This is a genomic window from Oerskovia turbata (assembly GCF_000718325.1).
GTDB lineage: Bacteria > Actinomycetota > Actinomycetes > Actinomycetales > Cellulomonadaceae > Oerskovia > Oerskovia turbata.
On the sequence record NZ_JOFV01000002.1, the window covers coordinates 260,368 to 285,306 of the forward strand.

Annotated in this window: 21 protein-coding genes; 15 read left to right on the forward strand and 6 right to left on the reverse strand. The window is 72.8% G+C overall.

The annotated features are described in order from the left end of the window. Positions 1-64 precede the first annotated feature (64 nt). The 4 genes from IE95_RS0102640 to IE95_RS0102655 are packed head-to-tail and all read left to right on the forward strand — an operon-like array spanning position 65 to position 4,640. Positions 65-1,192 (forward strand): carbohydrate ABC transporter permease, encoded by a 1,128-nt coding sequence (locus IE95_RS0102640; protein ID WP_051702616.1) that lies wholly within the window; start codon positions 65-67, stop codon positions 1,190-1,192. Beyond that, a complete protein-coding gene (locus tag IE95_RS0102645; RefSeq protein WP_030150080.1) occupies positions 1,189-2,118 on the forward strand; it encodes a carbohydrate ABC transporter permease in 930 nt (309 codons plus the stop codon). The genes IE95_RS0102640 and IE95_RS0102645 overlap by 4 nt, the downstream gene beginning before the upstream one ends. Continuing rightward, on the forward strand, positions 2,115-3,566 hold the full coding sequence (locus tag IE95_RS0102650) for a GH1 family beta-glucosidase (protein ID WP_030150081.1): 1,452 nt from the start codon (positions 2,115-2,117) through the stop codon (positions 3,564-3,566). Before IE95_RS0102645 ends, IE95_RS0102650 begins: the two co-directional genes overlap by 4 nt. A 57-nt stretch (positions 3,567-3,623) precedes the next feature. Further along, positions 3,624-4,640 (forward strand): LacI family DNA-binding transcriptional regulator, encoded by a 1,017-nt coding sequence (locus IE95_RS0102655; protein ID WP_030150082.1) that lies wholly within the window; start codon positions 3,624-3,626, stop codon positions 4,638-4,640. Between the two features lie 10 nt (positions 4,641-4,650). Here the strand turns inward: IE95_RS0102655 and IE95_RS0102660 are convergent, their stop codons facing one another. After that, positions 4,651-5,025 (reverse strand): SdpI family protein, encoded by a 375-nt coding sequence (locus IE95_RS0102660; protein ID WP_030150083.1) that lies wholly within the window; start codon positions 5,023-5,025, stop codon positions 4,651-4,653. Between the two features lie 283 nt (positions 5,026-5,308). On the opposite strand from IE95_RS0102660, the gene IE95_RS0102665 reads away from it, so the two are divergent. Beyond that, on the forward strand, positions 5,309-6,037 hold the full coding sequence (locus IE95_RS0102665) for an anaerobic ribonucleoside-triphosphate reductase activating protein (protein WP_240666280.1): 729 nt from the start codon (positions 5,309-5,311) through the stop codon (positions 6,035-6,037). Between the two features lie 73 nt (positions 6,038-6,110). Here the strand turns inward: IE95_RS0102665 and IE95_RS0102670 are convergent, their stop codons facing one another. Then, complete coding sequence (locus tag IE95_RS0102670) at positions 6,111-9,695, reverse strand: proline dehydrogenase family protein (protein ID WP_084689728.1); 3,585 nt, start codon at positions 9,693-9,695, stop codon at positions 6,111-6,113. A 53-nt stretch (positions 9,696-9,748) separates the two neighbouring features. Here IE95_RS0102670 and IE95_RS0102675 point away from each other — a divergent pair, with 53 nt between their 5' ends. The 4 genes from IE95_RS0102675 (at position 9,749) to IE95_RS0102695 (ending at position 14,747) form a co-directional block, all read left to right on the forward strand. After that, positions 9,749-10,516: an AraC family transcriptional regulator gene (locus IE95_RS0102675; RefSeq protein ID WP_030150086.1), complete on the forward strand. Its 768-nt coding sequence runs from the start codon at positions 9,749-9,751 to the stop codon at positions 10,514-10,516. Positions 10,517-11,032: 516 nt separating this feature from the next. Next, complete coding sequence (locus IE95_RS0102680) at positions 11,033-12,007, forward strand: hypothetical protein (RefSeq protein WP_030150087.1); 975 nt, start codon at positions 11,033-11,035, stop codon at positions 12,005-12,007. Positions 12,008-12,559: 552 nt separating this feature from the next. Continuing rightward, the gene (locus IE95_RS0102690) at positions 12,560-13,330 is read left to right on the forward strand and encodes an aldo/keto reductase (protein ID WP_030150089.1); all 771 of its coding nucleotides are present in this window, start codon (positions 12,560-12,562) and stop codon (positions 13,328-13,330) included. A gap of 103 nt (positions 13,331-13,433) precedes the next feature. Beyond that, on the forward strand, positions 13,434-14,747 hold the full coding sequence (locus tag IE95_RS0102695) for a Glu/Leu/Phe/Val family dehydrogenase (protein WP_030150090.1): 1,314 nt from the start codon (positions 13,434-13,436) through the stop codon (positions 14,745-14,747). Between the two features lie 109 nt (positions 14,748-14,856). Here the strand turns inward: IE95_RS0102695 and IE95_RS0102700 are convergent, their stop codons facing one another. Then, on the reverse strand, positions 14,857-15,693 hold the full coding sequence (locus IE95_RS0102700; RefSeq protein ID WP_030150091.1) for a tryptophan-rich sensory protein: 837 nt from the start codon (positions 15,691-15,693) through the stop codon (positions 14,857-14,859). Between the two features lie 128 nt (positions 15,694-15,821). Here IE95_RS0102700 and IE95_RS0102705 point away from each other — a divergent pair, with 128 nt between their 5' ends. Continuing rightward, a complete protein-coding gene (locus IE95_RS0102705) occupies positions 15,822-16,034 on the forward strand; it encodes a hypothetical protein (RefSeq protein ID WP_030150092.1) in 213 nt (70 codons plus the stop codon). Between the two features lie 54 nt (positions 16,035-16,088). Here IE95_RS0102705 and hemQ read toward each other — a convergent pair whose 3' ends face one another. The 3 genes from hemQ to IE95_RS18575 all read right to left on the reverse strand — a co-directional run bounded on the left by hemQ (position 16,089) and on the right by IE95_RS18575 (position 18,585). Next, complete coding sequence (hemQ, locus tag IE95_RS0102710; protein ID WP_030150093.1) at positions 16,089-16,823, reverse strand: hydrogen peroxide-dependent heme synthase; 735 nt, start codon at positions 16,821-16,823, stop codon at positions 16,089-16,091. A 67-nt stretch (positions 16,824-16,890) separates the two neighbouring features. Then, complete coding sequence (locus IE95_RS0102715; protein WP_036570572.1) at positions 16,891-18,087, reverse strand: ferrochelatase; 1,197 nt, start codon at positions 18,085-18,087, stop codon at positions 16,891-16,893. A gap of 123 nt (positions 18,088-18,210) precedes the next feature. Then, on the reverse strand, positions 18,211-18,585 hold the full coding sequence (locus IE95_RS18575; protein WP_036570573.1) for an ACT domain-containing protein: 375 nt from the start codon (positions 18,583-18,585) through the stop codon (positions 18,211-18,213). Positions 18,586-18,703: 118 nt separating this feature from the next. Between IE95_RS18575 and IE95_RS0102725 the strand changes: the two genes are divergently transcribed. The 5 genes from IE95_RS0102725 to IE95_RS0102745 all read left to right on the forward strand — a co-directional run bounded on the left by IE95_RS0102725 (position 18,704) and on the right by IE95_RS0102745 (position 24,863). Further along, entirely contained in the window at positions 18,704-20,488 is a 1,785-nt protein-coding gene (locus IE95_RS0102725; RefSeq protein ID WP_030150096.1) for a beta-N-acetylhexosaminidase, read from the forward strand. Further along, the gene (locus tag IE95_RS0102730) at positions 20,485-22,119 is read left to right on the forward strand and encodes an N-acyl-D-amino-acid deacylase family protein (protein ID WP_051702617.1); all 1,635 of its coding nucleotides are present in this window, start codon (positions 20,485-20,487) and stop codon (positions 22,117-22,119) included. Before IE95_RS0102725 ends, IE95_RS0102730 begins: the two co-directional genes overlap by 4 nt. Next, the gene (locus IE95_RS0102735; protein ID WP_084689729.1) at positions 22,116-22,991 is read left to right on the forward strand and encodes an IclR family transcriptional regulator; all 876 of its coding nucleotides are present in this window, start codon (positions 22,116-22,118) and stop codon (positions 22,989-22,991) included. The genes IE95_RS0102730 and IE95_RS0102735 overlap by 4 nt, the downstream gene beginning before the upstream one ends. Beyond that, the gene (locus IE95_RS0102740; protein ID WP_084689730.1) at positions 22,988-24,388 is read left to right on the forward strand and encodes a type III PLP-dependent enzyme domain-containing protein; all 1,401 of its coding nucleotides are present in this window, start codon (positions 22,988-22,990) and stop codon (positions 24,386-24,388) included. The genes IE95_RS0102735 and IE95_RS0102740 overlap by 4 nt, the downstream gene beginning before the upstream one ends. Before the next feature lie 67 nt (positions 24,389-24,455). Next, positions 24,456-24,863 carry a RidA family protein gene (locus IE95_RS0102745; RefSeq protein ID WP_030150100.1) on the forward strand — a complete coding sequence of 136 codons (408 nt, stop codon included), beginning with the start codon at positions 24,456-24,458 and terminating at the stop codon, positions 24,861-24,863. The last annotated feature ends 76 nt before the right edge of the window (positions 24,864-24,939 follow it).

The window sequence follows — 24,939 nt, forward strand, 5'->3', positions numbered from 1 at the left end:
GCACCCACGCCCCAGCCCGCCGTCGGGCACCGCGTCCCCGCTCGACCCAGCACAGGAAAGTCGGATGAGCGTCCTCACTCCCACCCAGCCCAACCAGGGCCTCGACGGACCGCCGCGCCGCCCGCAGCGGCGTGTCGGCTTCTCCCAGCGCCTCGGCCGCTGGGACGTCAAGCTCTCCCCCTACCTCTACATCTCCCCGTTCTTCGTCCTCTTCGCCATCACCGGCCTGTTCCCCCTGGCGTACACCGCGTTCGTGTCCGTGCACGAGTGGAACCTGCTGGGCGGGCAGGGCGACTTCGTCGGCCTGCAGAACTTCACCGACGTGCTCGCGCAGCCCACGTTCTGGAAGTCGCTGCGCAACACGTTCTCGATCTTCGTGCTCTCCTCCGTCCCGCAGGTGATCTGCGCGATCGTCATCGCCGCCCTGCTGGACCAGAACCTGCGTGCCGCGACCTTCTGGCGCATGGGGGTCCTGCTGCCGTACGTCGTGGCCCCCATCGCGGTGAGCCTCATCTTCGGTCGCCTGTTCGCCGACCAGTACGGCCTCATCAACGGCCTGCTCGGCGTCGTCGGCATCGACCCGATCCGATGGCACGCGGACGCGTTCGCGAGCCACGTCGCGATCGCCTCGATGGTCAACTTCCGCTGGACCGGGTACAACGCGCTCATCTTCCTCGCGGCGATGCAGGCCGTCCCGCGCGAGCTCTACGAGGCCGCGATCATCGACGGCGCAGGCCGCCTCCGACAGTTCTTCTCCGTGACCGTCCCCCAGATCCGCGCCACGATCATCTTCGTCATCATCACGTCGACCATCGGCGGGCTGCAGATCTTCGACGAGGTCCGCGCGTTCGACGCGCAGGGTCTCGGAGGCGCCGACCGCCAGTGGATGACGACCGTCCTGTACCTGTACGACGTCGCGTGGGGCAACCAGAAGAACTTCGGCCGAGCCGCGGCGATCGCCTGGATCCTGTTCATCGTCATCCTGCTCATCGGCCTCGTGAACTTCGCGATCACGCGCAGCATCTCGACGTCGGGCCCCAGCAAGAAGGCGCCACGAGCCGTCCAGCGCGCACGCCGCAAGGCGGCCGCCGCCGCGGTCCGCGCCCAGAACGCGTCCAGCCCGCGCGGAGGACCTCCCGCCCGCCGACCCAGCGCGCCCACGAGCGCACCGAACGAACGGAACAAGCGATGAGCTCGATCCCCGTCGTCGCGCAGACCGCCGGTGCGGGCGCCGCCCGCGCCGCCGCCCGGCGCCCGAACCGCCGCCCGGTCCGCAAGGGCACCGGTGGCTACACCCGCCGTCCCGGCTGGATCACGTACGCGATCCTCGGCCTCGTGCTCCTGGTCTCGGTCTTCCCCCTGTACTTCACGCTCATCCTCGGCTCGTCGACGCCCGAGGCGATCTCCAAGGACGCCCTGCCCCAGCTCCTGCCCGACGCGAGCCTGTTCACGCAGTTCGCGGAGGTCATCGGGTCGAGCGCGATCAACTTCTGGAAGGCCTTCACCAACTCGGTGATCATCGCGGTCATCACGTCGCTGTCCGTGGTCCTGTTCTCCACGCTCGCGGGATACTCGTTCGCCAAGCTGCGGTTCCGTGGCCGCGGCCCGCTGCTCGTCTTCGTCATCGCCACCATGGCCGTGCCGACGCAGCTCGGCGTGATCCCCATGTTCATCCTCATGTCCGACCTCGGGTGGATCGGCAAGCTGCAGGCCGTGATCGTGCCCTCGCTGGTCACCGCGTTCGGCGTGTTCTGGATGACCCAGTACCTGTCCGAGTCCCTGCCCTTCGAGCTCATCGAGGCCGCACGCGTCGACGGCGCCTCGATGTTCCGGACCTTCTGGTCGATCGCGCTCCCGGCGGCCAGGCCCGCCGCCGCGATGCTCGGACTGTTCACGTTCGTCCAGCAGTGGACGAACTTCTTCTGGCCGTCCATCGTGTTGAACCAGGAGAACCCGACGCTACCGCTCGTGGTGCGGTCGCTGCAGGCGAACTACTTCGTGGACTACTCGCTCGTCATGGCGGGCGTGTTCCTCGTGACCCTGCCGCTCATCGTGCTGTTCGTCTTCACCGGTCGCCAGCTGGTCGCCGGCATCATGCAAGGAGCTGTCAAGGGATGACCGAGATCATCACCCCCCGTCACCTGGGCACGACCGGCCGTGTCGACTTCCCCCAGGGCTTCCTCTGGGGAGCCGCGACCGCCGCGTTCCAGATCGAGGGAGCCACGCACACCGACGGCCGCGAGGACTCCGTGTGGGACACGTTCTGCCGCGTCCCGGGCGCGGTCCTGGGCGGCGACGACGGCCAGGTCGCGTGCGACCACTACCACCGCTACCGCGAGGACGTCGCGCTCCTGTCCGACCTGAACCTGGACACGTACCGGTTCTCGTCGTCGTGGGCCCGCGTCCGGCCCGGCGGCGGGGCGGTCAACCAGAAGGGGCTGGACTTCTACTCCCGACTGGTCGACGAGCTGCTCGCCAAGGACCTGCTGCCCTGGATCACGCTGTACCACTGGGACCTGCCGCAGGCGATCGAGGACCAGGGCGGCTGGACCAACCGCGACACGGCCTACCGGTTCGCGGACTACGCCGTGACGATGCACGAGGCTCTCGGCGACCGCGTCGGGGTCTGGACGACCCTCAACGAGCCGTGGTGCTCGGCGTTCCTCGGGTACACGGGCGGCGCCCACGCTCCCGGCCGCCAGAGCCGTCCCGACGGTCTCGCCGCGGCGCACCACCTCCTGCTCGGCCACGGGCTCGCGGTCCAGGCGCTGCGCGAGCGGGCACCCGAGGCGAACCTGGGGATCACGCTCAACTTCACGGTCGCGGACCCGGTAGACCCCGAGGACGCGGGCGACGTCGACGCGGCCCGCCGCATCGACGGGCAGTTCAACCGGATCTTCCTGGACCCCGTCATCAAGGGCGAGTACCCGGCCGACGTCCTGGCGGACGTCGAGGAGTACGGCTTCGCCGACCACATCCGGGACGGTGACCTCGAGATCATCTCGTCGCCCATCGACGCGCTCGGTGTGAACTACTACCACGGCGAGCTCGTGTCCTCGCGGCCCGCGGCAACCTCGCTCGACGGCTCCGCGCCGGTCGAGCGCCCCACGTCGAGCCCGTACCCCGCGGCCGACGGCGTGTTCAACCACCCGCGCGGCCTGCCCGTCACGGACCAGAGCTGGGAGGTCCAGCCCGAGGGGCTCACGCGCCTGCTCAACCGTCTCCAGGCGGACTACACGGGACCCGCGGGGGTGCCGCTCTACATCACCGAGAACGGCTGCGCCTACGACGACGTCGTGGAGGCCGACGGGTCGGTCGACGACCAGAACCGGGTCGAGTTCTTCGACGCCCACCTGCGGGCCGTCAAGGACGCGATCGACGACGGCGCCGACGTGCGCGGCTACTTCGCGTGGTCGCTCCTGGACAACTTCGAGTGGTCCTGGGGCTACTCGAAGCGCTTCGGGATCGTCCGGGTCGACTACGAGACCCAGGAGCGCACCGTCAAGGCGAGCGGGCACTGGTTCGCCCAGGTCGCGTCCCAGAACGCGGTCCCGGCCCGTCCCTGAGGGCGAGCCTGCGAACGTGGCAGTTCTCTCATCCAGGCCTGGCAGGATACTGAGACCATGAGCACCCTGAGTTCCGCGCCGACCCTGGACGAGGTCGCACAGACGGCCGGCGTGTCCCGCTCGACGGCGTCGCGTGCCATCAACGGCGGCCTGCGCGTCTCCCCCGAGGCGCAGGCCGCCGTGGACGCAGCCGTCGCCCAGCTCGGGTACACCCCCAACCGGGCGGCGCGGTCCCTCGTGACACGGCGTACCGACTCGATCGCGCTCGTCGTCCCCGAGCCCGACGAGCGCATCCTCACCGACCCGTTCCTGTCGGGGACGCTGCGCGGGGTCAGCGCGGCCCTCGCGCCCACGGACCTGCAGCTGGTGCTGCTCATCGCCCGGCCCGACGAGCACGCGGGCCGCATCGTGCGGTACCTGCGCAGCGGTCACGTCGACGGCGCGATCATCACGTCGCACCACCGTGAGGACGACCTCGAGGGCGCGGTGCTCGCGTCCCCGCTGCCCGCGGTCTTCGTCGGCCGCCCCTTCACCGCGATGGACGACCTGGTCTACGTGGACGTCGACAACGTCGAGGGCGGGCGCATCGCGACCCAGCGCCTGATCGACGGCGGCTACCGGCGCATCGCGACGATCAGCGGCCCCCAGGACATGACCGCGGGCGTGGACCGCCTCGCGGGGTGGCGCAAGGCGCTGCGCGCGGCGGGCCTGCCCGACGACGCGATCGCCTCGGGGGACTTCGCCGCGGCCGGCGGGGCGGCAGCCATGGAGGAGCTCCTGGACCGCCACCCCGACATCGACGCGGTCTTCGCCGCCTCGGACCTCATGGCCGAGGGCGCGCTGCGCGTCCTGCGTGCACGGGGCAAGTCCGTGCCGGGCGACGTGGCCGTCGTCGGTTTCGACAACCTCGGCGTCGCCGGGGCGAGCAGCCCGGCACTGACGACCGTGCAGAACCCCGTCGTGGAGATGGTCAAGGCCGCGACCGGGATGCTGCTCGACCTCATCGCGGGCCACCCGGTCTCGCGGTCGCCGCGCGTCTTCGCCCCCGAGCTCATCCGCGGGGCGTCGGACTGACCGTGCGCCGCTAGTCGACGTCCCACTGGCCGGGGCGCTCGTCCCCCTGACCCGCGTCCGCACCGCGCGCCGCGACCTCGGCGACCACCGCCGCCGCGAACCCCTCGGTGAGGAACGCCCCGGCGACGGCGAAGAACACGACGTCCGTGGCGCCGTCGGGACCCATGATGCTGCCGACGACCGCGAGCGCCGTCACGAGCGCCGCGCCCGGCAGCACGACCGTGAGCGCGGCCCGGTGCCCGGCGATCCACCCTGCGTCGCTGCGCTGTGTCGCGGGGGTCCGGATCCCGATCAGGGCGTTGCGGGTTATCCGGTCGGTGGCCCCGAGCCAGGCGAGCCACGCGACGAGGAGCGCCACGACGACGATGATCCAGACAGCCAGCACGGGGCCTCCTCCTCGGCGAGGTCGGACGTGCGCCGCGGTCGGCGGGCGAGGCCGGGCCGCGGGTGCACGGCACGAGCCTAGGCCCCGCCGCACGGTGGTGGGCGCGGGCGTCCCGGCCGCGACCCGGATCATGCTGACAACCTCTTGTGAAAGTTCTCACAAGGCTGTTCGGTGCGTTGCACGTCACCTCGCCGTACCGTCGAGGCACGTCGTGCCGACCCCGACCCGAGCCTGCCCGGGAACCGCTCCACGACCCCTGACGACCGGCCGGAAGGACACGACATTGACCGCCACCGCAGGCACCCTCGAGGCGCGCGTGCTCTCACCCCTCGTGGTCGCGGGCCTGACCACGCTCTCGACCGTCGACTGGCCGGGCCGGCTCGTCGCGACGGTCTACCTCCAGGGATGCCCGTGGCGCTGCACGTACTGCCACAACCCGGACCTCGTCACGGCCCCTCCCCGCGGGGCCCAGGGCGCCATCCCCTGGACCGACGTCCTGGCGTTCCTCACGGAACACCCCGGGCCCCTCGACGGCGTGGTCTTCTCGGGCGGCGAACCGACCCTCCAGGCCGCGCTCCCGGCGGCGATCGCCGACGTGCGAGCGCTGGGGCTCGGCGTCGGGCTGCACACCGGGGGCGCGTGGCCCGTGCGCCTCGAGCACGTCCTGCCCCTCGTCGACTGGGTGGGTCTCGACATCAAGGACCTGCCCGACCAGTACGCACGGGTCACGGGCGCCGGCCCCTCGGGAGAGGCCGCGTACCGGTCGCTCGCGACCTTGCAACGCTCGGGCGTCCCGCACGAGGTGCGGACCACGGTCGACCCGACCGTGCACTCGCGCCACGACGTCCTCGAGCTCTGCGGGCAGCTCTCCGCGATGGGAGTCAGGGGTCACGTGCTCCAGGAGGCGCGCGGCGTCGGAGCGGACCCCGCGTACGCCGCAGCGCTCGCCGGACGGCGCTTGTCCGACGTCCTGCACGACGACGACCTGCCCCTGACCCGGCGACGCACCTGACCGCGCCTCCGGTCACCCTCGTGTCAGAACCAGCGTGACCCCTGCGTCACGCTGGTTCTGACACGTCCGGGGATCAGCGCGTCACGTGCCCGAACCGGTGCATCGTCCGGCTGATCGCCTGCTCGCGCAGGACCGTCAGCAGCTCGCGCCGACCGCTCGCGAGCACCGGGTGGTCCAGCACCGTCACGTCGCCCACGTGGCCCGCCGCGGCCTCGCGCAGCCCGGGCGCCGAGCCCACGACGCGCACCCGCCCCGTGACGTCGCCGCGTGCGACGGCCGCGGCGAACGCCTCGTGGCTCACGGCCGACGGCCCGTCGGCGCGGCTCACGACGACCGGCACCCCGGCCGTGCGCGCCGCGGACAGCACACGCTCGACCTCGACCGGCGCAGCCCCGTCCCCGACACGGACCGTCAGGACGTCGACCGGCCGGTACCGGAACACGTTCGACTCGACGTGGAGCGCCGACGGGTCGTGCTCGACCGCGAACTCGTGCGCCCACCAGCGGGCGTCGTCGGCCCGGGCCCACGCGAGCCACGCCTCGGGCGAGGTCTCGCGCGCGGGCACGGGTCCGCCGTCGGGCAGGCCGCCCACGGGGGCCGAGCCCGCGGCGGCCGCGTCGCTCCACGTGCCCAGCTCGGCCACGTAGTTGGGCCCGCCCGCCTTGGCGCCGGGCCCCACGGCCGAGCGCTTCCAGCCGCCGAACGACTGACGCTGCACGATCGCGCCCGTGATGACCCGGTTGACGTACGCGTTGCCGACCTGGACGCGGTCCAGCCAGGTGTCGACCTCGGTGCCGTCGAGGCTGTGGATGCCACCCGTGAGGCCGAACGAGACCGCGTTCTGCAGCTCGATGGCCTCGTCGAGCGTCGCGGCCGTCATGATGCCCAGCACCGGGCCGAACACCTCGGTGAGGTGGAAGAACGAGCCCGGCGCGACGCCCGAGCGCAGCCCAGGCGTCCAGAGGCGCCCGTCCTCGTCGAGGCGGCGCGGCGCGACGAGCCACTGCTCCCCGGGCTCGAGCGTCGTCAGGGCGTGCAGCAGCTTGCCGCCCGCGACCTCGGTGAGCGGCCCCATGGTCGTGGCGACGCCCGTCGCCGGGCCGACCACGAGCGAACGGACCGCGTCCACGAGCTGCACCTGGAACCGGCGCCCCGTCTCGGTGCGCTGGTCGCCGACCGAGCCCACGAGGATCACGAGCGAGGCCGCCGAGCACTTCTGCCCCGCGTGGCCGAACGCGGAGCGCACGACGTCGGCCGCTGCGAGGTCGAGGTCCGCCGAGGGGGTCACGACGATCGCGTTCTTGCCCGACGTCTCGGCGAGCACGTCGAGGCCGGGACGCCACGACGCGAACATCTGCGCGGTCTCGATGGCCCCGGTGAGGATGACGCGGGCCACGCCCTCGTGCGTCACGAGGTGGCGGCCCAGGTCGCCGTCGGGCACGCGCGAGAGCTGCACGACGTCGCGGACGGACTCCGTGGTCAGGGTGCTCCCGGCGGGCGCACCCGCCACGGCGTCCGCGAGCCCCGCGTGGATCGCGTCGACCGCGACCTCCAGGCAGCGCGGTGTGGCCGGGGCCGGCTTCGCGATCACGGCCGAGCCGGCCGCGAGCGCCGCGACGATCCCGCCCACGGGGATCGCGACGGGGAAGTTCCACGGCGGGGTCACGAGCGTCACGCCGTCGGGCGTGAACCTCGCGCCGGGCACCTGGTCGAGCGCATCGGCCGACTGCGCGTAGTAGCTCGCGAAGTCGACGGCCTCGCTGACCTCGGGGTCCGCCTCGGCGACGGTCTTGCCGGGCTCGTGCACCATGGCGGTCACGAGGTCGGTGCGGGCTGCCTCGAGCCGGGCGGCCACGGCGCGCAGCGCGCGGGCGCGGTCCGTGGGGGCGACCTGCGCCCAGGCCGCGGTGGCCTTCCGGGCGCGCGCGACGACGTCGTCCACCTGGTCCGTGCTGGTCATCTCGGGCGACTGCGCGGGCACGTACCCGGAGTCCGGGCCGACGACCCGCGCGGCCCAGGCGCGGTTGGCCGCGACGGCCGGGTCGGTGTCGACGGCGTTGGTGAACCGCTTCCCGGCGGCGACCTGCCCGACGGCGTCGCGCGCCTGACGACGTGGCGTCACGTCCGCCGCGGAGTAGCGGGTGCCGAGCTCGACCGAGGCACGGTAGGCGGCCTCTTGACGGTCCATCGCGCTCCCCCCGGGCTTGTCAGAACCAGCGTGAGCCCGAGGGCTCGCTGGTTCTGACAGGTCCGAGCCGGCGGGCGCGAACATGGCGTGCAGGAAGTTCTGCTCGGCCGCGTTCTCCTCGAGACGGCGCACGAGGTAGGAGATCGCGACGTCGAAGTCCTCGCGGGCCACGACCGGGGTGTAGAGGACGACGCGGCCCGCGTCGAGGGCGACCTCGTCCCGCACCGCCCGCGCCTCGCCCGGTGCCATGCCCTGGAGCATCTCGATGTCGAGCGCGTGGGCGACACCGCGCGCACGCGCGGCGAGGATCGCGAGCGCGACGTGGAACAGGTTGTGGCTCGCGACGCCGATCCGCACCGCGTCGGTCCGGGGGGCGCGCAGCGCGTGGTCGACGAGGCGCACGTAGTTGGCGTCGACGTCGGGCTTGGTCGGGTAGGGGGCCTGGGCCCAGCCGTGGAGCTCGGCCTCGACCTTCTCCATCGCGAGGTTCGCGCCCTTGACGAGGCGCACCTTGACGGGGGCGCCGCCCGCCGCGACGCGCTCGGTCGCGAACGCCGTGATGCCGTCGAGCGCACCCAGCGCGTCGGGGAGGTACGCCTGGAGCACGATCCCGGCCTCCAGGCCGCGGAACTCCTCGCGCCCCAGGACCGCCTGGAAGACCTCGGTCGTCAGGGCCAGGTCGCGGTACTCCTCCATGTCGAGGTTGAGGAACACCCCGTGGTCGCGCGCGGCGCGGTACAGCGGCAGGAGGCGCTCGACGACGCGGTCGCGCGAGCCCTCGAGGTCCCACGTGACGAGCTGGGACGCGACCGAGGACACCTTGACCGAGACGTAGTCGACGTCGGGACGCTCGACGAGCGCGATGGTCCGCGCGAGGCGGGCCTGGGCCTCGTCCTCGCCGAGCACGGCCTCCCCGAGGAGGTTGACGTTGAGCGCGTAGCCCTCGGCGCGCGTGCGCGCGAGGTGCTTGCCGAGGCCCGGGCCGGCGTCGGCCACGAGGTGACCCACGAGCTGGCGCAGGCGGATCCGCGCGGCGGGCACGACGACCTTCGGCAGCACGGGCGCCATGCGCGCCCCGAGGCGCAGGAGCGCGGTGTCGACCCGGCCGAGGAAGCCCTTCGCGCCGCCTGCGAGGTCGCCCAGGAGGCCGAGCTCGTGCGCGGCGACCTGGACGTCCTGAGGGCGGGCGACGTTGTCGACGAAGCGCACCGCGAGCTCGAGGCCCGCGGGGTCGGACACGAGCGCGCCGAGGCGCTCGGCGGTCCTGCGCTCGCGCGCGCCCTCCGAGGCCGCGGCCGCGGCGGCGATCCAGCTGCGGGCGAGGCGCGCGGCGTCGTCGGTCAGGGAGTCGATGCCGACCGTGGCGTCGATGCGGTCGTCGACGCTGGTCAGGGGCGAGGAGGCACCGGCTCGTGACCGGTCGTCCGCGCGTGGAGCACCCGCTGGGGCGCTCGAGTCGTGGCTGCTCATCCTCCTAGCGTGCCTCCGTTGCTGACGCTTCGTCTTGTACGATCCGGGCTGTCATGGCATCGCTTCCGGACAAGTCCACCCCACCACGCACCTGGCCAGGCGGCGAGGCGCTGCTCGCTGCCCTCAGCCCCGCGATGGTCGACCTCATGGACGAGCTCTCCTCCACCATGTTCTGCGCCAAGGACGTCACGGGCAGGTACGTGCTGGTCAACCGGGTCTTCGTGGCCCGCACCAACGAGCGCTCTCGCCGCGCGGTCCTCGGCAAGCGCGCCACGGACCTGTTCGTCCCGCAGCTCGCCGAGCGCTACGACCAGCAGGACGCCGAGGTCCTGCGCACGGGGCGTCCGCTGCGCAACGAGCTCGAGCTCATCCGCCGCCTGGGCGGCACGCCCGGCTGGTTCCTCACGTCCAAGCTCCCTGTGCACGACGGCGCCGGTCACCTCGTCGGGCTCGTCTCGGTCTCGCAGGACCTGCGCGAGGACGACGCCGACGACGCGTCGATGGACTCGATGACGCGGCTCGTCGCCGGGATCGAGCAGCGGCTCGGGGAAGCCCTCACGGTCGCGGACCTCGCGGCTCTCGCGGGCTGCACGCCCGCGGTCCTCGACCGGCGCGTGCGCCGCGTGTTCTCCCTCAGCCCGCGCCAGCTCGTGCTCCGCGCCCGCGTCGGCCGGGCGGCCGAGATGCTCGCGGGCTCCGACACCGCGATCGCGCAGATCGCGGTCGTCACGGGCTTCTACGACCAGCCCGCGTTCACCCGGACCTTCGCGCGCCTCACGGGCGAGACGCCCTCGTCGTTCCGGCGGCGGGCGCGACGGTAGGCGCGCACTCCGGGTCCGGCATGGCCCCGGGTGAAATGCGCCCGAGGCAACCTTCTCGATGAGCGAGGCGCGGCGAGGACCGGGAGAGTGACACCTACATATCGGCACATCTCTTCCACTACCAGGGTCTTCATGGGCGAAGACGCTCACCGTCGCACGGCGGGCCACCTGCCAGCCGCTCGGCCACCGGAGACCACACGACACTCCTTCCCGGCGTCGTCACGCACCACATGACGCGCCATTCCGCCTCATCAGGAAGCAGGCCACACATGCCACACCCACGCCGTCCGCTCGCGCTCGTCGCGATCTGCGCGATCTGCGCGATCGCCAGCGTTCCCTTCTCGCTGGTCGCGACACCAGCGGCAGCTGACCGACAGGCGCCCCCCCACCGCCACCGCCGCCGCCGCCGAGCCCCTCTCGATCGACCTTCCGCACCCGCTCTCGCTCGACGGCGCCCAGGACCTCGCAGAGGCGCTGGGAACCGAGGTCGACTCGTTCCGATTCAGCCAACCCGGCGTGGAAGGCGAGTACTTCCCCACCGCGGAGTACCCACACGACGCGTTCCTCAGGGACTTCGCCCTGGACTTCGGCACGACTCCCGAGATCGTCTCCCTCGACGTCACGACGCCGACGATCTCCCGCGCCGCCTCGACATCAGGGCCCTTCGAACGCTCCCGCGCACTCGCCGCTGAGATTCCCGAGCACCAGGCTCAGCCCGTCAACAACCCCCGCGCTGACAATATCTTCGCTCGCGGAGTCGCCGAGGCGAAGAGCAAGTCACTGCAGCCGCTCGCCGCAGGCGTGCCGACCTGGGGTCCGGGATACACCGAGATCGCCGCCATGACGGATCGCGATGGACGCGCGGTCATCTACACCTACAACTCCTGGGCGAACGGCCGAAGCCCCGCACAACTGCACTGGGACTGGGGGATGGAGATCGATGTCTCACAGTTCAACAACAACTTCTCGGGCACCCGACCGGGCTGTGCCAGCGGATTCCAGAACGCCTTCTTCGCCACACAGACATACCCGAGTGGGAACGGCGTCCACTCCTGGGCGGTCTATGAGGGCTCCGACATGAGCACGACGACGAAGATCTCCCCGTACTTCGACAAGAACTCCGACTTGGACCCGTGCAACCGCCAGTCGATGGCCATCGGGCTCGGGTCGCCCCAGGAGATCAGGATGCAGAACGGTGGCGGTTCCCTGCAGACCATCATCCGAGCACCGCGAGGCAACGTCGCCGGGAGCCCGATGTCAGCCGCCGCCCAAGCGCTCTCCAATGACTGCAACGACCTGGGCATGATCGCGCAGAGCGACTGCATGGGGATCAACGTCAGCAGGCCCTTCCCAGGACCGGGCAGCCAGTCGATGCCGATCGTGGGCGCGCACCGGAACATCCGTGTTCCCACCTGCACCTACACCACGCAGCCCAGCACGGTGTTCGAGTGGAAGGAAGGCATCGGAGCCGCGGGCTGCATCCAGGGATGAGCGCTCGGGGCGCGGCCCGCTACGTCCTCGCGACAGCGCGCCGCGCCCCCAGGGCAGCGCTCGCCAGTCCGCCGACCACGCCGACCACGGCCACGGAGAAGACGATCAACAGGGCATTCTGCCGAGACGGGGGCGCGAGCTCGAACGACTGTCGTGACGTCCCGCCATCTGCTGTCGGCCAGCCGCATTCCAGGGTCGCGCTCAGCCAGTCCACCCGGACGTCCGTCGGAAGGTCCTGAATGGCACCTGTCGCGCTCTGGGAATGGCGGGCCAAGCAGGCGCCTTCTGGGCCGTTGTCACTCCGGAGCGCCGCATACATCGGACCGGCGAGTCCGACCACGGAGAGCACTACGACAAGGCCGCTCACGATCGCCACCCACACACCGCCGCGGACGATTCTCGGAGCATCACGCCTCTGTCGATCCACCGAGCCAGGCTAACCGCTGCGGAGATCTCCGCCCGCAGGACGCGCCCGGCCACGGACGACGCGCGAGGAAGACGTCCGCCCTCCCGGCTCGCGCTCCCCCATGTCCCGTGCCAAGACTGGGAACCATGATCTCGATCCCCACCGCCGCCCTGCCCGGCGGAGACATCCCCCTGCTCGGCCTCGGCACGTGGCAGTCCGAGGGTGACGACTGCTACCGCGCGGTGCGCCACGCGCTCGACGTCGGGTACCGGCACATCGACACCGCGACCATGTACGGCAACGAGGAGCAGGTGGGCCGGGCGCTCGCCGCGTCCGGCGTGCCGCGCGAGGACGTGTTCCTCACGACCAAGTTGCGCCCCGCCGACGTCGGCCGTGAGCACGAGACCCTCGCGCAGTCGTTGCGCCTGCTCGGCACCGACTACCTGGACCTGTGGCTGATCCACTGGCCGCCGTCGGGCGACGCCTCCCCGTGGGTGTGGGCCGAGCTGCTCGCGGCCCGGAACGTGGGGCTCGTGCGGTCGGTCGGGGTGTCGAACTACTCGGTCGACCAGCTCGACGTCCTGTCCGAGCAGACGGGCGAGACGCCCGCGGTCAACCAGATCCCCTGGGGCCCGGACGACTACGACGCCCACGTCGTCGAGCAGCATGCCCAGCGTGGCGTGGTGCTCGAGGGGTACAGCCCGTTCAAGCGCACGAACCTCGACTCGCCCGCCCTGCAGGCGGTCGCGCGGGCCCACGGGGTCAGCACCGCGCAGGTCGTCGTGCGCTGGCACCTGGACCACGGTTTCGTCGTGATCCCCAAGTCGGTGACCCCGGCCCGGATCGAGGCGAACTTCGACGTCTCGGGCTTCTCGCTGAGCCCCGACGAGCTTGCGAGCATCGACACGCTCGGGTGACGATCCGGCGGGCGACGTGAAACGGTCCCCGACCTGGCGGTACGTTGGACGGGCACGGTCCCTCACCTCGGGACCGAAGAATCCCTCATCACCCGGAGGAAGAGTGACGACGACGTCGACGCCGCCCACCAGCGGTTCCCCCCAGGCCGGATCCACCGCCGAGCCGCCCCACCAGAAGGCCTCGGCCCTCGCGACGGCCCACAGCCAGCTCGCGAACGCGGTCGAGATCCTCGGGTACGACCCGGGCCTGCACGAGATGCTCGCGACCCCGCGCCGTGAGGTGAACGTCTCGGTCCCGCTGCGTCGGGACAGCGGCGAGATCGTGCTGTTCCGCGGCTACCGCGTGCAGCACAACGTCTCGCGCGGCCCCGGCAAGGGCGGGCTGCGCTACCACCCGAGCGTCGACATCGACGAGGTGCGTGCGCTCGCCATGTGGATGACCTGGAAGTGTGCCGTCGTGGACCTGCCGTACGGCGGGGCCAAGGGTGGCGTGTCGATCGACCCGCGCGAGTACACGCAGGCCGAGCTCGAGCGCGTGACCCGGCGCTACACGAGCGAGATCATGCCCGTGATCGGCCCCGAGCGGGACATCATGGCCCCGGACATGGGGACCAACGAGCAGACCATGGCGTGGGTCATGGACACCTACTCGGTCAACCAGGGGTACACGATCCCGGGTGTCGTGACGGGCAAGCCGATCCCCGTGGGCGGCTCGCTCGGGCGCACCACGGCGACGTCGCAGGGCGTGGTCCACACGACCAAGGCGGCGCTCGCCGAGGCGGGGCTCGAGGTCTCCGACGCGTCGGTCGCGGTGCAGGGCTTCGGCAAGGTGGGCTCGCACGCCGCCGCGATCCTCGCGGGCCAGGGTGCCCGGGTGGTCGCGGTGAGCGACCAGTACGGCGGCATCCACGACGTGGACGGGCTCGACGTCGCCGCGCTGTTCCGGCACGTCGCCGAGACCGGGACCGTGGTCGGCTTCGAGGACGCCGAGCCGATCGACAACCACGCGCTGCTCGCGCTGCCCGTGGACGTCCTCATCCCGGCCGCCGTGGAGGGTGTGCTCGACGACGAGACCGCGCACACCGTCAAGGCCCGCTGGGTCGTCGAGGGGGCGAACGGTCCGACCACCGCTGCGGGCGACCGGATCCTCGCGAAGAACGGTGTGACCGTGGTGCCGGACATCCTCGCGAACGCGGGCGGCGTCGTCGTGTCCTACTTCGAGTGGGTCCAGGCGAACCAGGCGTACTGGTGGACCGAGCAGGAGATCGGGGAGAAGCTCGAGCACCGCATGCACGTGGCCTACCAGGGCGTGTCGTCGCTGGCTCGTCGCGAGGAGCTGAGCCTGCGCGACGCCGCGCTCGTCATCGGTATCCAGCGCACGGCCGAGGCGCACCAGATCCGCGGGCTCTACCCGTAGCGGTCGTCGCTCGACCCGGGCAGGGCGGTCCTCGCGTGGCGAGGGCCGCCCTGCCCGCGTCCGGGCCGGGCGCCTGCGGCCCCGGACCTCCCTGCCCGACGGCGCCGCGTCAGCCCCGGCGCGCGCGCAGCGTGGTCAGGACGGGGGCCAGGAGCGCGACGCCTGCGGCGATGCCGGCCGCGACCGCGACGGTGCCGTCGACGAGAGGTCCGTTCGCGCGGCCGTACGCGATCCATCCGAGCCCCCAGGCCATGGCCAGGCCGGTGCCGATCGCGACCACGGGCCTGCGGGCAGCGAAGAGGGCGTAGGCGACGGCCAGGACCGCGCCGGCCGCGACGACGAGCACTCCCCAGCCGGTCGCCCCGAGACCACCTTCGCCCACGCCCGCGTCGGTGAGCGCGGCGGCGACGTTCGCGAGCGTGGCCACGCTGGCCCAGCCGAGGTAGAGGCCGACCGTGCCGTCCAGGACGAGGGTCTGGACGGCGCTCGTGGGCGGGGTCCGCACGAGCCGCACGAGGATCACGGCGAGGACCGCGACGAGCACGCCGATCACGACGACGCTGAGCGGCAGGATGCCCGTCTGGACCACGCCGATCCAGGCCGCGTTGAGCAGCATCGAGGCCAGGACCCACCAGGACACGGACCGCAGCCGGGGGTCCGTGGCCTGGCGCGGGACCGCCTGGTAGACCGCGAAGACCGCGAGCCCCAGGTAGATGACCGACCAGATCGAGAAGGCGGGGCCGTCGGGCGCGACGGGGGTCGCGTCGGCGGCGAGGGCTCCCCCGGCGGCGTCCTGGATCGCCTGGCCGCCGAACGCTCCGGAGCCGAACGCCGCGCCGACGATCGCGACCGCCGCCCCGACGAGGACCGTGACCTGGCGGACCCGGTCGGCGGACGTGGGGGCTGCGGCGGGCTGGGCTGACGTGGTTGCTCGGGCGGTGCTCATGCCCCCAGCATGCCAACGCTCAGCATGCTGAGCATCTCGTGCGCACCCCACTGGCGTCGCGTGCCCTCGACCGGTTACGCTCCGGCGCCAGCAGATCGCCGCGACGCGGCCCGCCGTCGGAGAACCACATGAACAGCATGCTGCGAGCGGCGCTCGGCACGCTCGTCCACGTCCTGACCCCCGGGGCCGAGACGTCCGGCGACAGTGCGGCGTCTGCAGCGGCGTCGGCAACGGGGTCGGCGGCGTGGTCGGTCGACCTGTTCGGGGCGCTGGGCCGCCTCCTCGACGCCAGGGTCCCCGGGGAAGTCCAGGACACCCCGGAGACGCTGAGTGCGGAGTAGTTGTCGCAGATTGGGCGGATCGGCGACAACTGCTCCGCACTCAGCGGCACGAGGTCAGGACAGCGGCTGCCGGCCCGCCCACTCGATCAGCGTGGTCCGGGGGCCCGTGAAGAACGGCGTCTCCTCGCGCACGTGGCGGCGCGCCTCGGTGGCCCGCAGGTCGCGCATGAGGTCCACGATGCGGTGCAGCTCCTGGGCCTCGAAGGCCAGCAGCCACTCGTAGTCGCCGAGGGCGAACGACGCGACCGTGTTGGCCCGCACGTCGGCGTAGTCGCGGGCCGCGAGCCCGTGGTCACGCAGCATGGTGCGGCGCTCGGCGTCGGGCAGCAGGTACCAGTCGTAGGACCGCACGAACGGGTACACGCACAGGTACGACCCCGGCTCCTCGTGCATGAGGAACGCCGGGACGTGCCCACGGTTGAACTCGGCCGGACGGTGCAGGGCCGCGTTCGACCAGACCGGCTCGAGGTGACGGCCGAGCTCGCTGGCCCGCAGGCGCTGGTAGGCGCCCTGGACGGACTCGATCGTCGGACCGTGCCACCAGACCATGAGGTCGGCGTCGGAGCGCAGGCCGCCCAGGTCGTACCAGCCGCGGACCACGAGGTCGCCCTCGACGGCCGCCGGGTCGTCGCCGCCACCGACCGCGGCGAGCGCGGCCTCGACCATCTCGGTGCGCTCGGCGGCGTCGGTCGGCAAGGACTCGGCCAGCGCGAAGACCGACCACATCGTGTAGCGGATCGAGTCGTTGATCTGCTCGTGGTCCACGGGGACGCGGTGCGCGTCGTTCATCGTCGTGCCTCTCTGGAGTACGTGCTCCCGGTTCGTCGACGTCCCGGGAGTCGTGCGGGTCGTCGGGTCAGCGGCGCAGGTCGCTGCTGCACAGCGCGGGGATGCCGCTCGGTTCGCCGTCGCGGCGCAGGCAGCAGTCCGGTGCGCACACCGAGCGGAACGGGCCGAGCTCGCCGACCACGGCCTCGGTGAACTTCTCGTCGCGCGCGATGGCCGCACGCTCGAGGACCAGGTCCACGAGGCCCTTGACGAAGGGCGCCCGCGTGCCGACGGTCCCGGCGCGCACCGCGGTGATCCCGAGTCGCGTCGCGGTCTCCATGGCCTCGGTGTCGAGGTCGTACGCGACCTCCATGTGGTCCGACACGAAGCCGATGGGCGAGAGCACGACGTTCGTGACGTCGTCGGCGGCCAACGTCTCCAGGTGGTCGTTGACGTCCGGCTCGAGCCACGGCTGCGCGGGCGGGCCCGAGCGCGAGCAGAACGTGAGGTTCCACTCGACCTCGTGGCCGAGGCGCGTCGAGACCTCCTCCGCGACCACGCGAGCCAGGTCCAGGTGCTGGCGCGAGTAGGTCGCGTGCGAGATGCGCGACGCGGCCTCCATGGTCAGCGGGATCGAGTGCGTGACGAACACGAGGCGGGCCTCGCGCACGTCGCCCCCCTTGGCCGCGAGCGCCTCGTACCCCTCGAGCACGGCGTCGATGTTGGCCTGCGCGAAGCCGGGGTGGTTGAAGTAGGAGCGCACCTTGTCGAACTGGATGCCGGTCGAGCCGTCGGCGCCGAGCTCGCCGCGGGCGTCGAGCGTGAGCGCGAGGTCCTCGCGGTACTGGCGGCACCCGGAGTAGGACGAGAAGGCAGAGGTCACGAGGGCGACCACGCGCTGCGCGCCCGTTCCGGAGAGCTGCTCGACGGCGTCGCGCGTGTAGGGCTCCCAGTTGCGGTTGCCCCACACGACGGGCAGGTCGATCCCGCGGTCCGCGAGCTCTTCCTCGATCGCGGCCTTGAGGGCGAGGTTCTGCTCGTTGATGGGGCTCTTGCCGCCGAACCCGTAGTAGTGCTCGCCGACCTCCTCGAGCCGTTCGTCGGGGATCCCCTTGCCGACCGTGACGTTGCGCAGGAACGGCACGACGTCCTCGGGCTTGTTGGGTCCTCCGAACGAGTAGAGGAGGAGTGCGTCGTAGGGGCGGACTTCTGCGGCAGCGGCAGGAGCGGTGCTGGTCCGTGCACCGGGTCCGGCGGCCGTCGTCTGAGGCGAGAACGAGGGCATGTCCGCATCATCTCAGCCGTACCTGGGGGTTCTTCCCCGGAGGGCTGCACCGCGGACGTGACATTGACGGGACAGTTCGTCAGATCGGCAGGCGCCTGCGCAGAGGGGCGCACCGCACCACGGTCAGCGCCCGCCCGCTCCCCGTGCCACCGAGTGCCCCGCGTCGACCAGGACCTCCACGGCGGACTCGACCGAGTCCTCGGGAACGAGCACCAGGTCTGCGTGGAACGTCGACGCGACGAAGACCGCGATCCCCGCGTCGGCGAGCGGGCCGACGATCGCCGCGAGCATGCCGGGCTTGCCGAGCCCGTGGGGGTCGCCGTAGAACCCGGCCCACCGGTCGCCGCCGCCACCGAAGGGCGAGGCCTCGCGCAGGACGGTCAGACCCTCGGGTGCGCGGACGAGCGCGACCCACTCGTCGTCGTCGGGGAAGGACGCGTGGGGCTCGTGCGCGAGCGTGAAGAACGAGTCGAGGAGGCGGAGCTTCTGCGCGGACATGCCCGCGAGCCTAGGCCGTACCACCGACACAGGGATCACCCCGAGGGGTGTCGTGCAGTGCACAACAACCCGTGTGCGCGGCACACTCCGAGCGCCGCACCGTGGTTAGGCTCGACGCGTGAGCGCCCCCACCCCCACACCCGGGCTCCTGCCCGCACCCGTGAGCCTGCAGCCTGCCGCCGGCTCGTTCCCGCTGGCCGACGGCACCCCGGTCCGCACCGACCCGGCCCTGGCCGTCGCGGCGCGCTGGTGGCGCCGGGTCACCGAGGACGCGTTCGGCCTGGACCTGCCGTTCGCCGTCGGACCTGCCGCCCCCGCAGGCTCGGCAGGTCCGTCGTCCGAGGCGACCGACCTGCCCGACGCCGCCGCTCCCGCGGGCGTGACCCTCGCCCTCGCCGCGGCGCGCCCCGCAGGTGGCTACCGCCTCGAGGTCACCCCCGAGTCCGTGCTGCTCACTGCCGCCGACGCGGCCGGTGCCCACGCGGGCGTCCAGACGCTGCGCCAGCTCGCGGGCCCTCAGGCGTACCGTCGCGCGCCCCTCACGCCCGGGGCCCCGGCGAGCACCGTCCACCTGCCAGCCCTCACGATCGAGGACCACCCCCGCTTCGGCTGGCGCGGCGTGCTGCTCGACGTCGCCCGGCACTTCCTGCCCCCGCGCGAGGTCCTGCGGTTCATCGACCTCGCGGCGGCGCACAAGCTCAACGTCGTCCAGCTCCACCTCACGGACGACCAGGGCTGGCGCATGCAGGTCCACCGCTACCCGCTCCTCACGGAGGTCGGCGGCTGGCGCGCCGAGTCGAACGTCGGGACGTGGCGCACCGGGGTCTTCGACGGTCGCCCGCACGGCGGCTTCTACACCCAGGACGACCTGCGCGAGATCGTCGCCTACGCGCGCGAGCGGGGCGTCGTCGTCGTGCCGGAGATCGATGCCCCCGGGCACGTCGAGGCGGCCGTCGCGGCCTACCCCTTCCTCGGGACGCGCAAGGCGCCGCACGCGGTGCGCACCACGTGGGGTGTGAGCACCGAGGTGCTCGACCCCTCGGACGAGGCGCTCGAGTTCTTCCAGAACGTGCTGGACGAGGTCCTGGACGTCTTCGACTCCCCCTGGATCGCGATCGGCGGCGACGAGGTCCCCACGACGCTGTGGCGCGAGAACCCGGCGATCGTGGCTCTCGCCGCCGAGCGCGGCCTCGCGGACGTCGCGGACCTCGCGGGCTGGTTCCTGGCCCGACTGAGCGAGCACGTCACGGCCAAGGGGCGTCGGGCGGTCGTGTGGGACGAGGGCTTCGGCGAGCAGCTCCCGCGCGACGTCGTCGTGACCGCGTGGCGCGGTTTCACCGTGGGTGCGGACGCGCTCGAGGCGGGCAACGACGTCGTCATGGCCCCCGAGCAGGTCGTCTACCTGGACCACCGCGCGGGCGACGGCGAGGACGAGCCCGTCCCCGTCGGGTTCCTGCGCACGGTCTCCGACGTCTACGCGTTCGACCCGTTCCCGCCCGAGGTCCTCGCGCAGCACCCGGGCCTCGACGCCGCGCCGGGCCGCCTGCTGGGCGCGCAGGCCGAGGTCTGGTCCGAGCACCTCGACTCCCCCCGCCGCGTCGACTACGCGACGTTCCCGCGCCTCGCGGCGTTCGCGGAGGTCGTCTGGAGCCCGACGGCGGAGCGCACCCCGGGCGGGTCGGCCTCGGCCGAGTTCCTCGCGCGGCTCGAGCACGACCACCTGCCGCGCCTCGACGCGGCAGGGGTCGAGTACCGCCCGCTCGACGGACCGAGGCCCTGGCAGCAGCGCCCCGGCGTGCACGGGTTCCTGCGCCACCTCGACCAGGAGATGGCGGCGGGCGGCTGGGCGGGCGTGGGCGGCTGGGTCGAGGGACGCGACGAGCACTCGGAGGGACAGGCATGAGCACCACGGACCAGCCGGGCGACCAGGTCGCGACGGGCGTGACGCTCGTCGTACGCGGCGCACGGCTCACGACCCCCGAGGGGCTGTCGGAGCCCGTCGACCTGCTGGTCGCGGGCGACACGATCGACGACGTCGTCCCGGCCGGCACCGTGCCCGTCCCCCCGGGGGCCCACGTGGTCGAGGCCGCGGGGCGCATCGCGTTCCCCGGCTTCATCGACTCCCACGTGCACGGCGAGGCCGCGGTCCTGGACCCGGACGTGCAGCTCGCGATGCTGCGCCAGGGAATCACGAGCATCGTCGTCGGGCAGGACGGCGTGTCGTACGCCCCCTCGGCGCCGCTGCCCGTCGCGGACGGCGCCCCCGACGCGCACACCTGGGCCACGGGCTACTTCAGCGCGATCAACGGCGAGCACCCGACGTTCCGGGGCGGCTCGGTCGCGGACCTGCTCGCGACCTACGAGGGCACCACGCCGCTCAACGTCGCCTACCTCGTGCCGCACGGCACGCTGCGCTACGGCGTCCTGGGCGGCGCGGCCCGCGCCACGACGCCCGAGGAGACCGAGCACATGGTCGCCACGCTGCGCGAGGCGCTCGACGACGGCGCGTGCGGCCTGTCCACGGGTCTCGAGTACGCCCCGGCCTCGAACGCGACCGACGACGAGCTGATCGCCCTGGCCCGCGTCCTCGCCGAGCGCGACCTGCCGCACGTGAGCCACATGCGCGGTTACGAGGACAAGGCCGGGACCGCGATAGCCGAGCTCGTCCGCATCGCCCGGGCGTCGGGCGTCGCGACCCACGTCTCGCACTACCACGGCCCCGCGGCCGAGCTCGTGGGCTACGTCGAGGACGCGCACGCGGCCGGTCTCGACGTCACGTTCGACTCCTACCCGTACCTGCGCGGGTGCTCCATCCTGTCGATGGTCTCGCTGCCCACGTGGCTGCCCATCGCGGACCCGGACGCCACGGTCGCGATGCTCCAGGACCCGGGTGTCGTCGCGTGCCTCAAGGCCGAGCACTTCCCCCGACTCACCGACCTCTGGGAGCGCGTGACCATGGCCGCCGTCCCCGGCGAGCTGCGGTGGAGCGAGGGCATGGCGCTGCTCGACGTGGCGGACCGCCTCGGCCTCGACCCCGTGGACACGACGCTGCGCATCCTCGTCTCGACGCACCTGCGCGCGGGCTGCGTGTTCGCCCAGCCGCCGACCAACTCCCCCGAGTCCGTCCGCACGCTCCTGCGCCACCCGGCGCAGATGGGCGGCTCCGACGCGATCTACCAGGGTGGGCGACCCCACCCGCGCGGCTGGGGGGCGTTCGCGCGGTTCCTCGCCGAGCACGTGCGCGAGCTCGGCGACTGGACGTGGCACGACGCCGAGCGGCACCTGTCGACCGCGGCCGCCGAGCGCTTCGGGTTCACGGACCGGGGCCGCCTGGCGCCCGGAGCCCGCGCCGACGTCGTGCTGCTCGACCCCGGGACCGTGCAGGACGTCGCGACGTACGAGGACCCGCGCCGCCCCGCGACCGGGATCGACGACGTGCTCGTCGCCGGCGTCCCCGTGCTCGTGGGCGGGCTGCCCACCGGGGCCACCCCCGGGCGGGCCCTGCGGCCGACCGTCCCGGCGGACCGCGCATGACCGTCGGCTCACGGGGCACCGCAACCGCCGTCACCACCGCGACCACGACCGGGCCCACCGCCGCCGCGACCGCCGACGCCGCGAGCAGGAACTCGTCCCGGTCGCTGCGGCGCGCGCTCGGGATCCTCGACGCGCTGCGCCACGACGCGGCGCGCGGCCTGAGCCTCGTCGAGCTCGCGGACGTCCTCGGGACGCACAAGAGCACGGTCTCGCGCCTGCTCGCTCCCCTCGTCGAGGTCCACCTCGTCCGGCGCACCCCGGCCGGGCGCTTCGTGCTGGGCGCCGGCACGCTGCGCCTCGGCCAGGCGTACCTCGAAGGGCTCGACCTGCGCACGGTCGCCGAGCCGCACCTCGCAGCCCTCATGCGCGCCTCGGGGGCCACGTGCCACCTCGTCGTGCACGACGGCCTCGACGTCGTCTACATCGACAAGAAGGAGAACACCGCGGTCGTGCGCATGGCATCGCGCATCGGGCGCCGCATGCCGCTGTACTGCACGGGCGTCGGCAAGGCGATCCTCGCGGCGAGCGACCCCGAGCTCCTCGACGCCGTGCTCGAGCACCCCATGCCCGCCGTCACCGCGCGCACCGTCACGGACCCCGACCACCTGCGCGCCGAGATCCGCACGGTCGCCCAGCGCGGCTACGCGATCGACGACCGCGAGAACGAGGCCGAGGTGCGCTGCGTCGCGGCTGCCGTCGTCGACCACACGGAGACCGCGATCGGCGCCCTCTCCGTCTCCGCCCTCGCCTCGCACATGCCGCCCGCACGGGTGCGCGAGCTGGGCCCGCTCGTCGTGCAGGCCGCCCGTGCGGTCTCCGCCGGGATGGGCTCCGTGCGCTGCGGCTACGAACCCACCGGGAGGAACGCATGACCCACCCCACCCAGCCGTCCGGCCGCGCGACCGCGCCGGCGGACCCGAGCGCCGTCGTCGGGCCCGCGACCAAGGGCCTGCGCCTCGACGCCGGACGGACCGTCGCCGACGTGCTCGCCGACTCGCCCCGCATCACCGACGACGCGTTCTCCTGGCCGCTCCTCACGCTCGACGACGCGGCGCTCGACCACAACGTCGCGCTCATGGCGCGACTGTGCGCCGAGCACGGCGTCGAGCACGCACCGCACGTCAAGACCGCGATGTCCCGCTCGCTCTACGCGCGTCAGGCAGGCGCCGGGGCGTGGGGCGCGACCGTCGCCACCCCGTCCCAGCTGCGCGTCGTGCGCACGTGGGGGGTCGAGCGGGTGTTCCTCGCGAACGAGCTCATGGACCCGCGCGACATCGCGTGGCTGCGCCGCGAGCTCGAGGCCTCGGTCACGCCGGGCGGCACACCGTTCGAGGCGTGGGTGTACGTCGACTCGATCGAGGGCGTCGGGCTCCTCACGCGCGGCTTCGCGGGGGCGCCCCCCGAGGTCGTCGCGGGGCTCGGCGTGCTCGTCGAGGTCGGCGTCCCGGGCGGGCGCACGGGTGTGCGCAGCACGGCCGACGCGCTGGGCCTGGCCCGCGCCGTGCGCGCCGCAGGCCTGCGCGTGCCGGGCGTCGCCGGGTACGAGGGGTCGGCCGCGGGCGGTACCACGCCCGAGGACCTCGCCCAGGTCACGGCCTACTGCCGGGGCCTGCGTGACGTCGCGGCCGCGTTCGTCCGCGAGGGCCTCGTGCCCGACGACGAGCCCGTGGTCGTGACCGCGGGTGGCAGCTCGTTCCTCGACGTCGTGCTGGCCGAGCTCCCCGGACCGCTCACCATCCCGGGCAGCGTCGGGACCGACGGCCCCGACGGGTCCTCGGTCACGCGCGACGTGCGCGTCGTCGTGCGCTCGGGCGCGTACGTCACCCACGACCACGGCTTCTGCGCGCGCATGGACCCCTGGGACCGCGTCCCGGGCGGCGAGCCGATGCACGCGGCCGCGGTCGTGTGGGGGCAGGTGCTCTCGGTCCCCGAGCCCGGGCTCGTGCTGTGCGGCGTGGGCCGGCGCGACGTGTCCTACGACATCGACCTGCCGACGGCCCTGTGGCTGCGCACGCTCGACGAGAACGGCGGGCTGCGCCCCGCGCAGGACCTCGCGGGGGCCCGCGTCACGGGCCTCAACGACCAGCACCTGTACCTGATGGTCGACCCCACGCCCGCGGGCAGCGCCCCGGTCACGACGCAGATCCGGCCCGGCGACGTCGTCGGGTTCGGGATCTCGCACCCGTGCACGCTGTTCGACAAGTGGCGTGTGGCCGCCGTCGTGGGCGACGACGACCAGGTGGTCGACATCGTCGGCACCGAGTTCTGACCCCGGTCCCCCGGACCACCCGCACCACCTGCACCACCCCGAGAGAGACCCGAGAGAAAGAAGCACGATGAGCACCGCCAAGACCCCGATCAGCACCCCGCACGCACCGGCACCGGCCCACACCTTCCACCAGGGTGTGCGCAAGGGCCCGTTCGTCCAGGTATCGGGCCAGGGCCCGGTCGACCCCGCGACGAGCGAGTACCTGTACCCGGGGGACGTCGCGGCGCAGACCACGCGCACCCTGGAGAACGTCAAGGCCATCGTCGAGGGCGCGGGCGCCACGTTCGACGACGTCGTGATGCTGCGCGTCTACCTCACCAAGCGCGAGGACTTCCCGATCATGAACGACGCGTACGGCGCGTTCGTCGAGGCCAACTGCCCGGGTGGCGTCCTGCCGGCCCGCACCACGGTCTTCACGGGCCTGCCCCGCGAGGAGATGCTGGTCGAGATCGACGGGCTCGCGATCACGGACTGACGCCCTGCTGCCGCTGAGTGCGTGATTCGGCTGCGACTCGCCGGGCGTTTCGCAGCCGAATCACGCACTCAGCGGG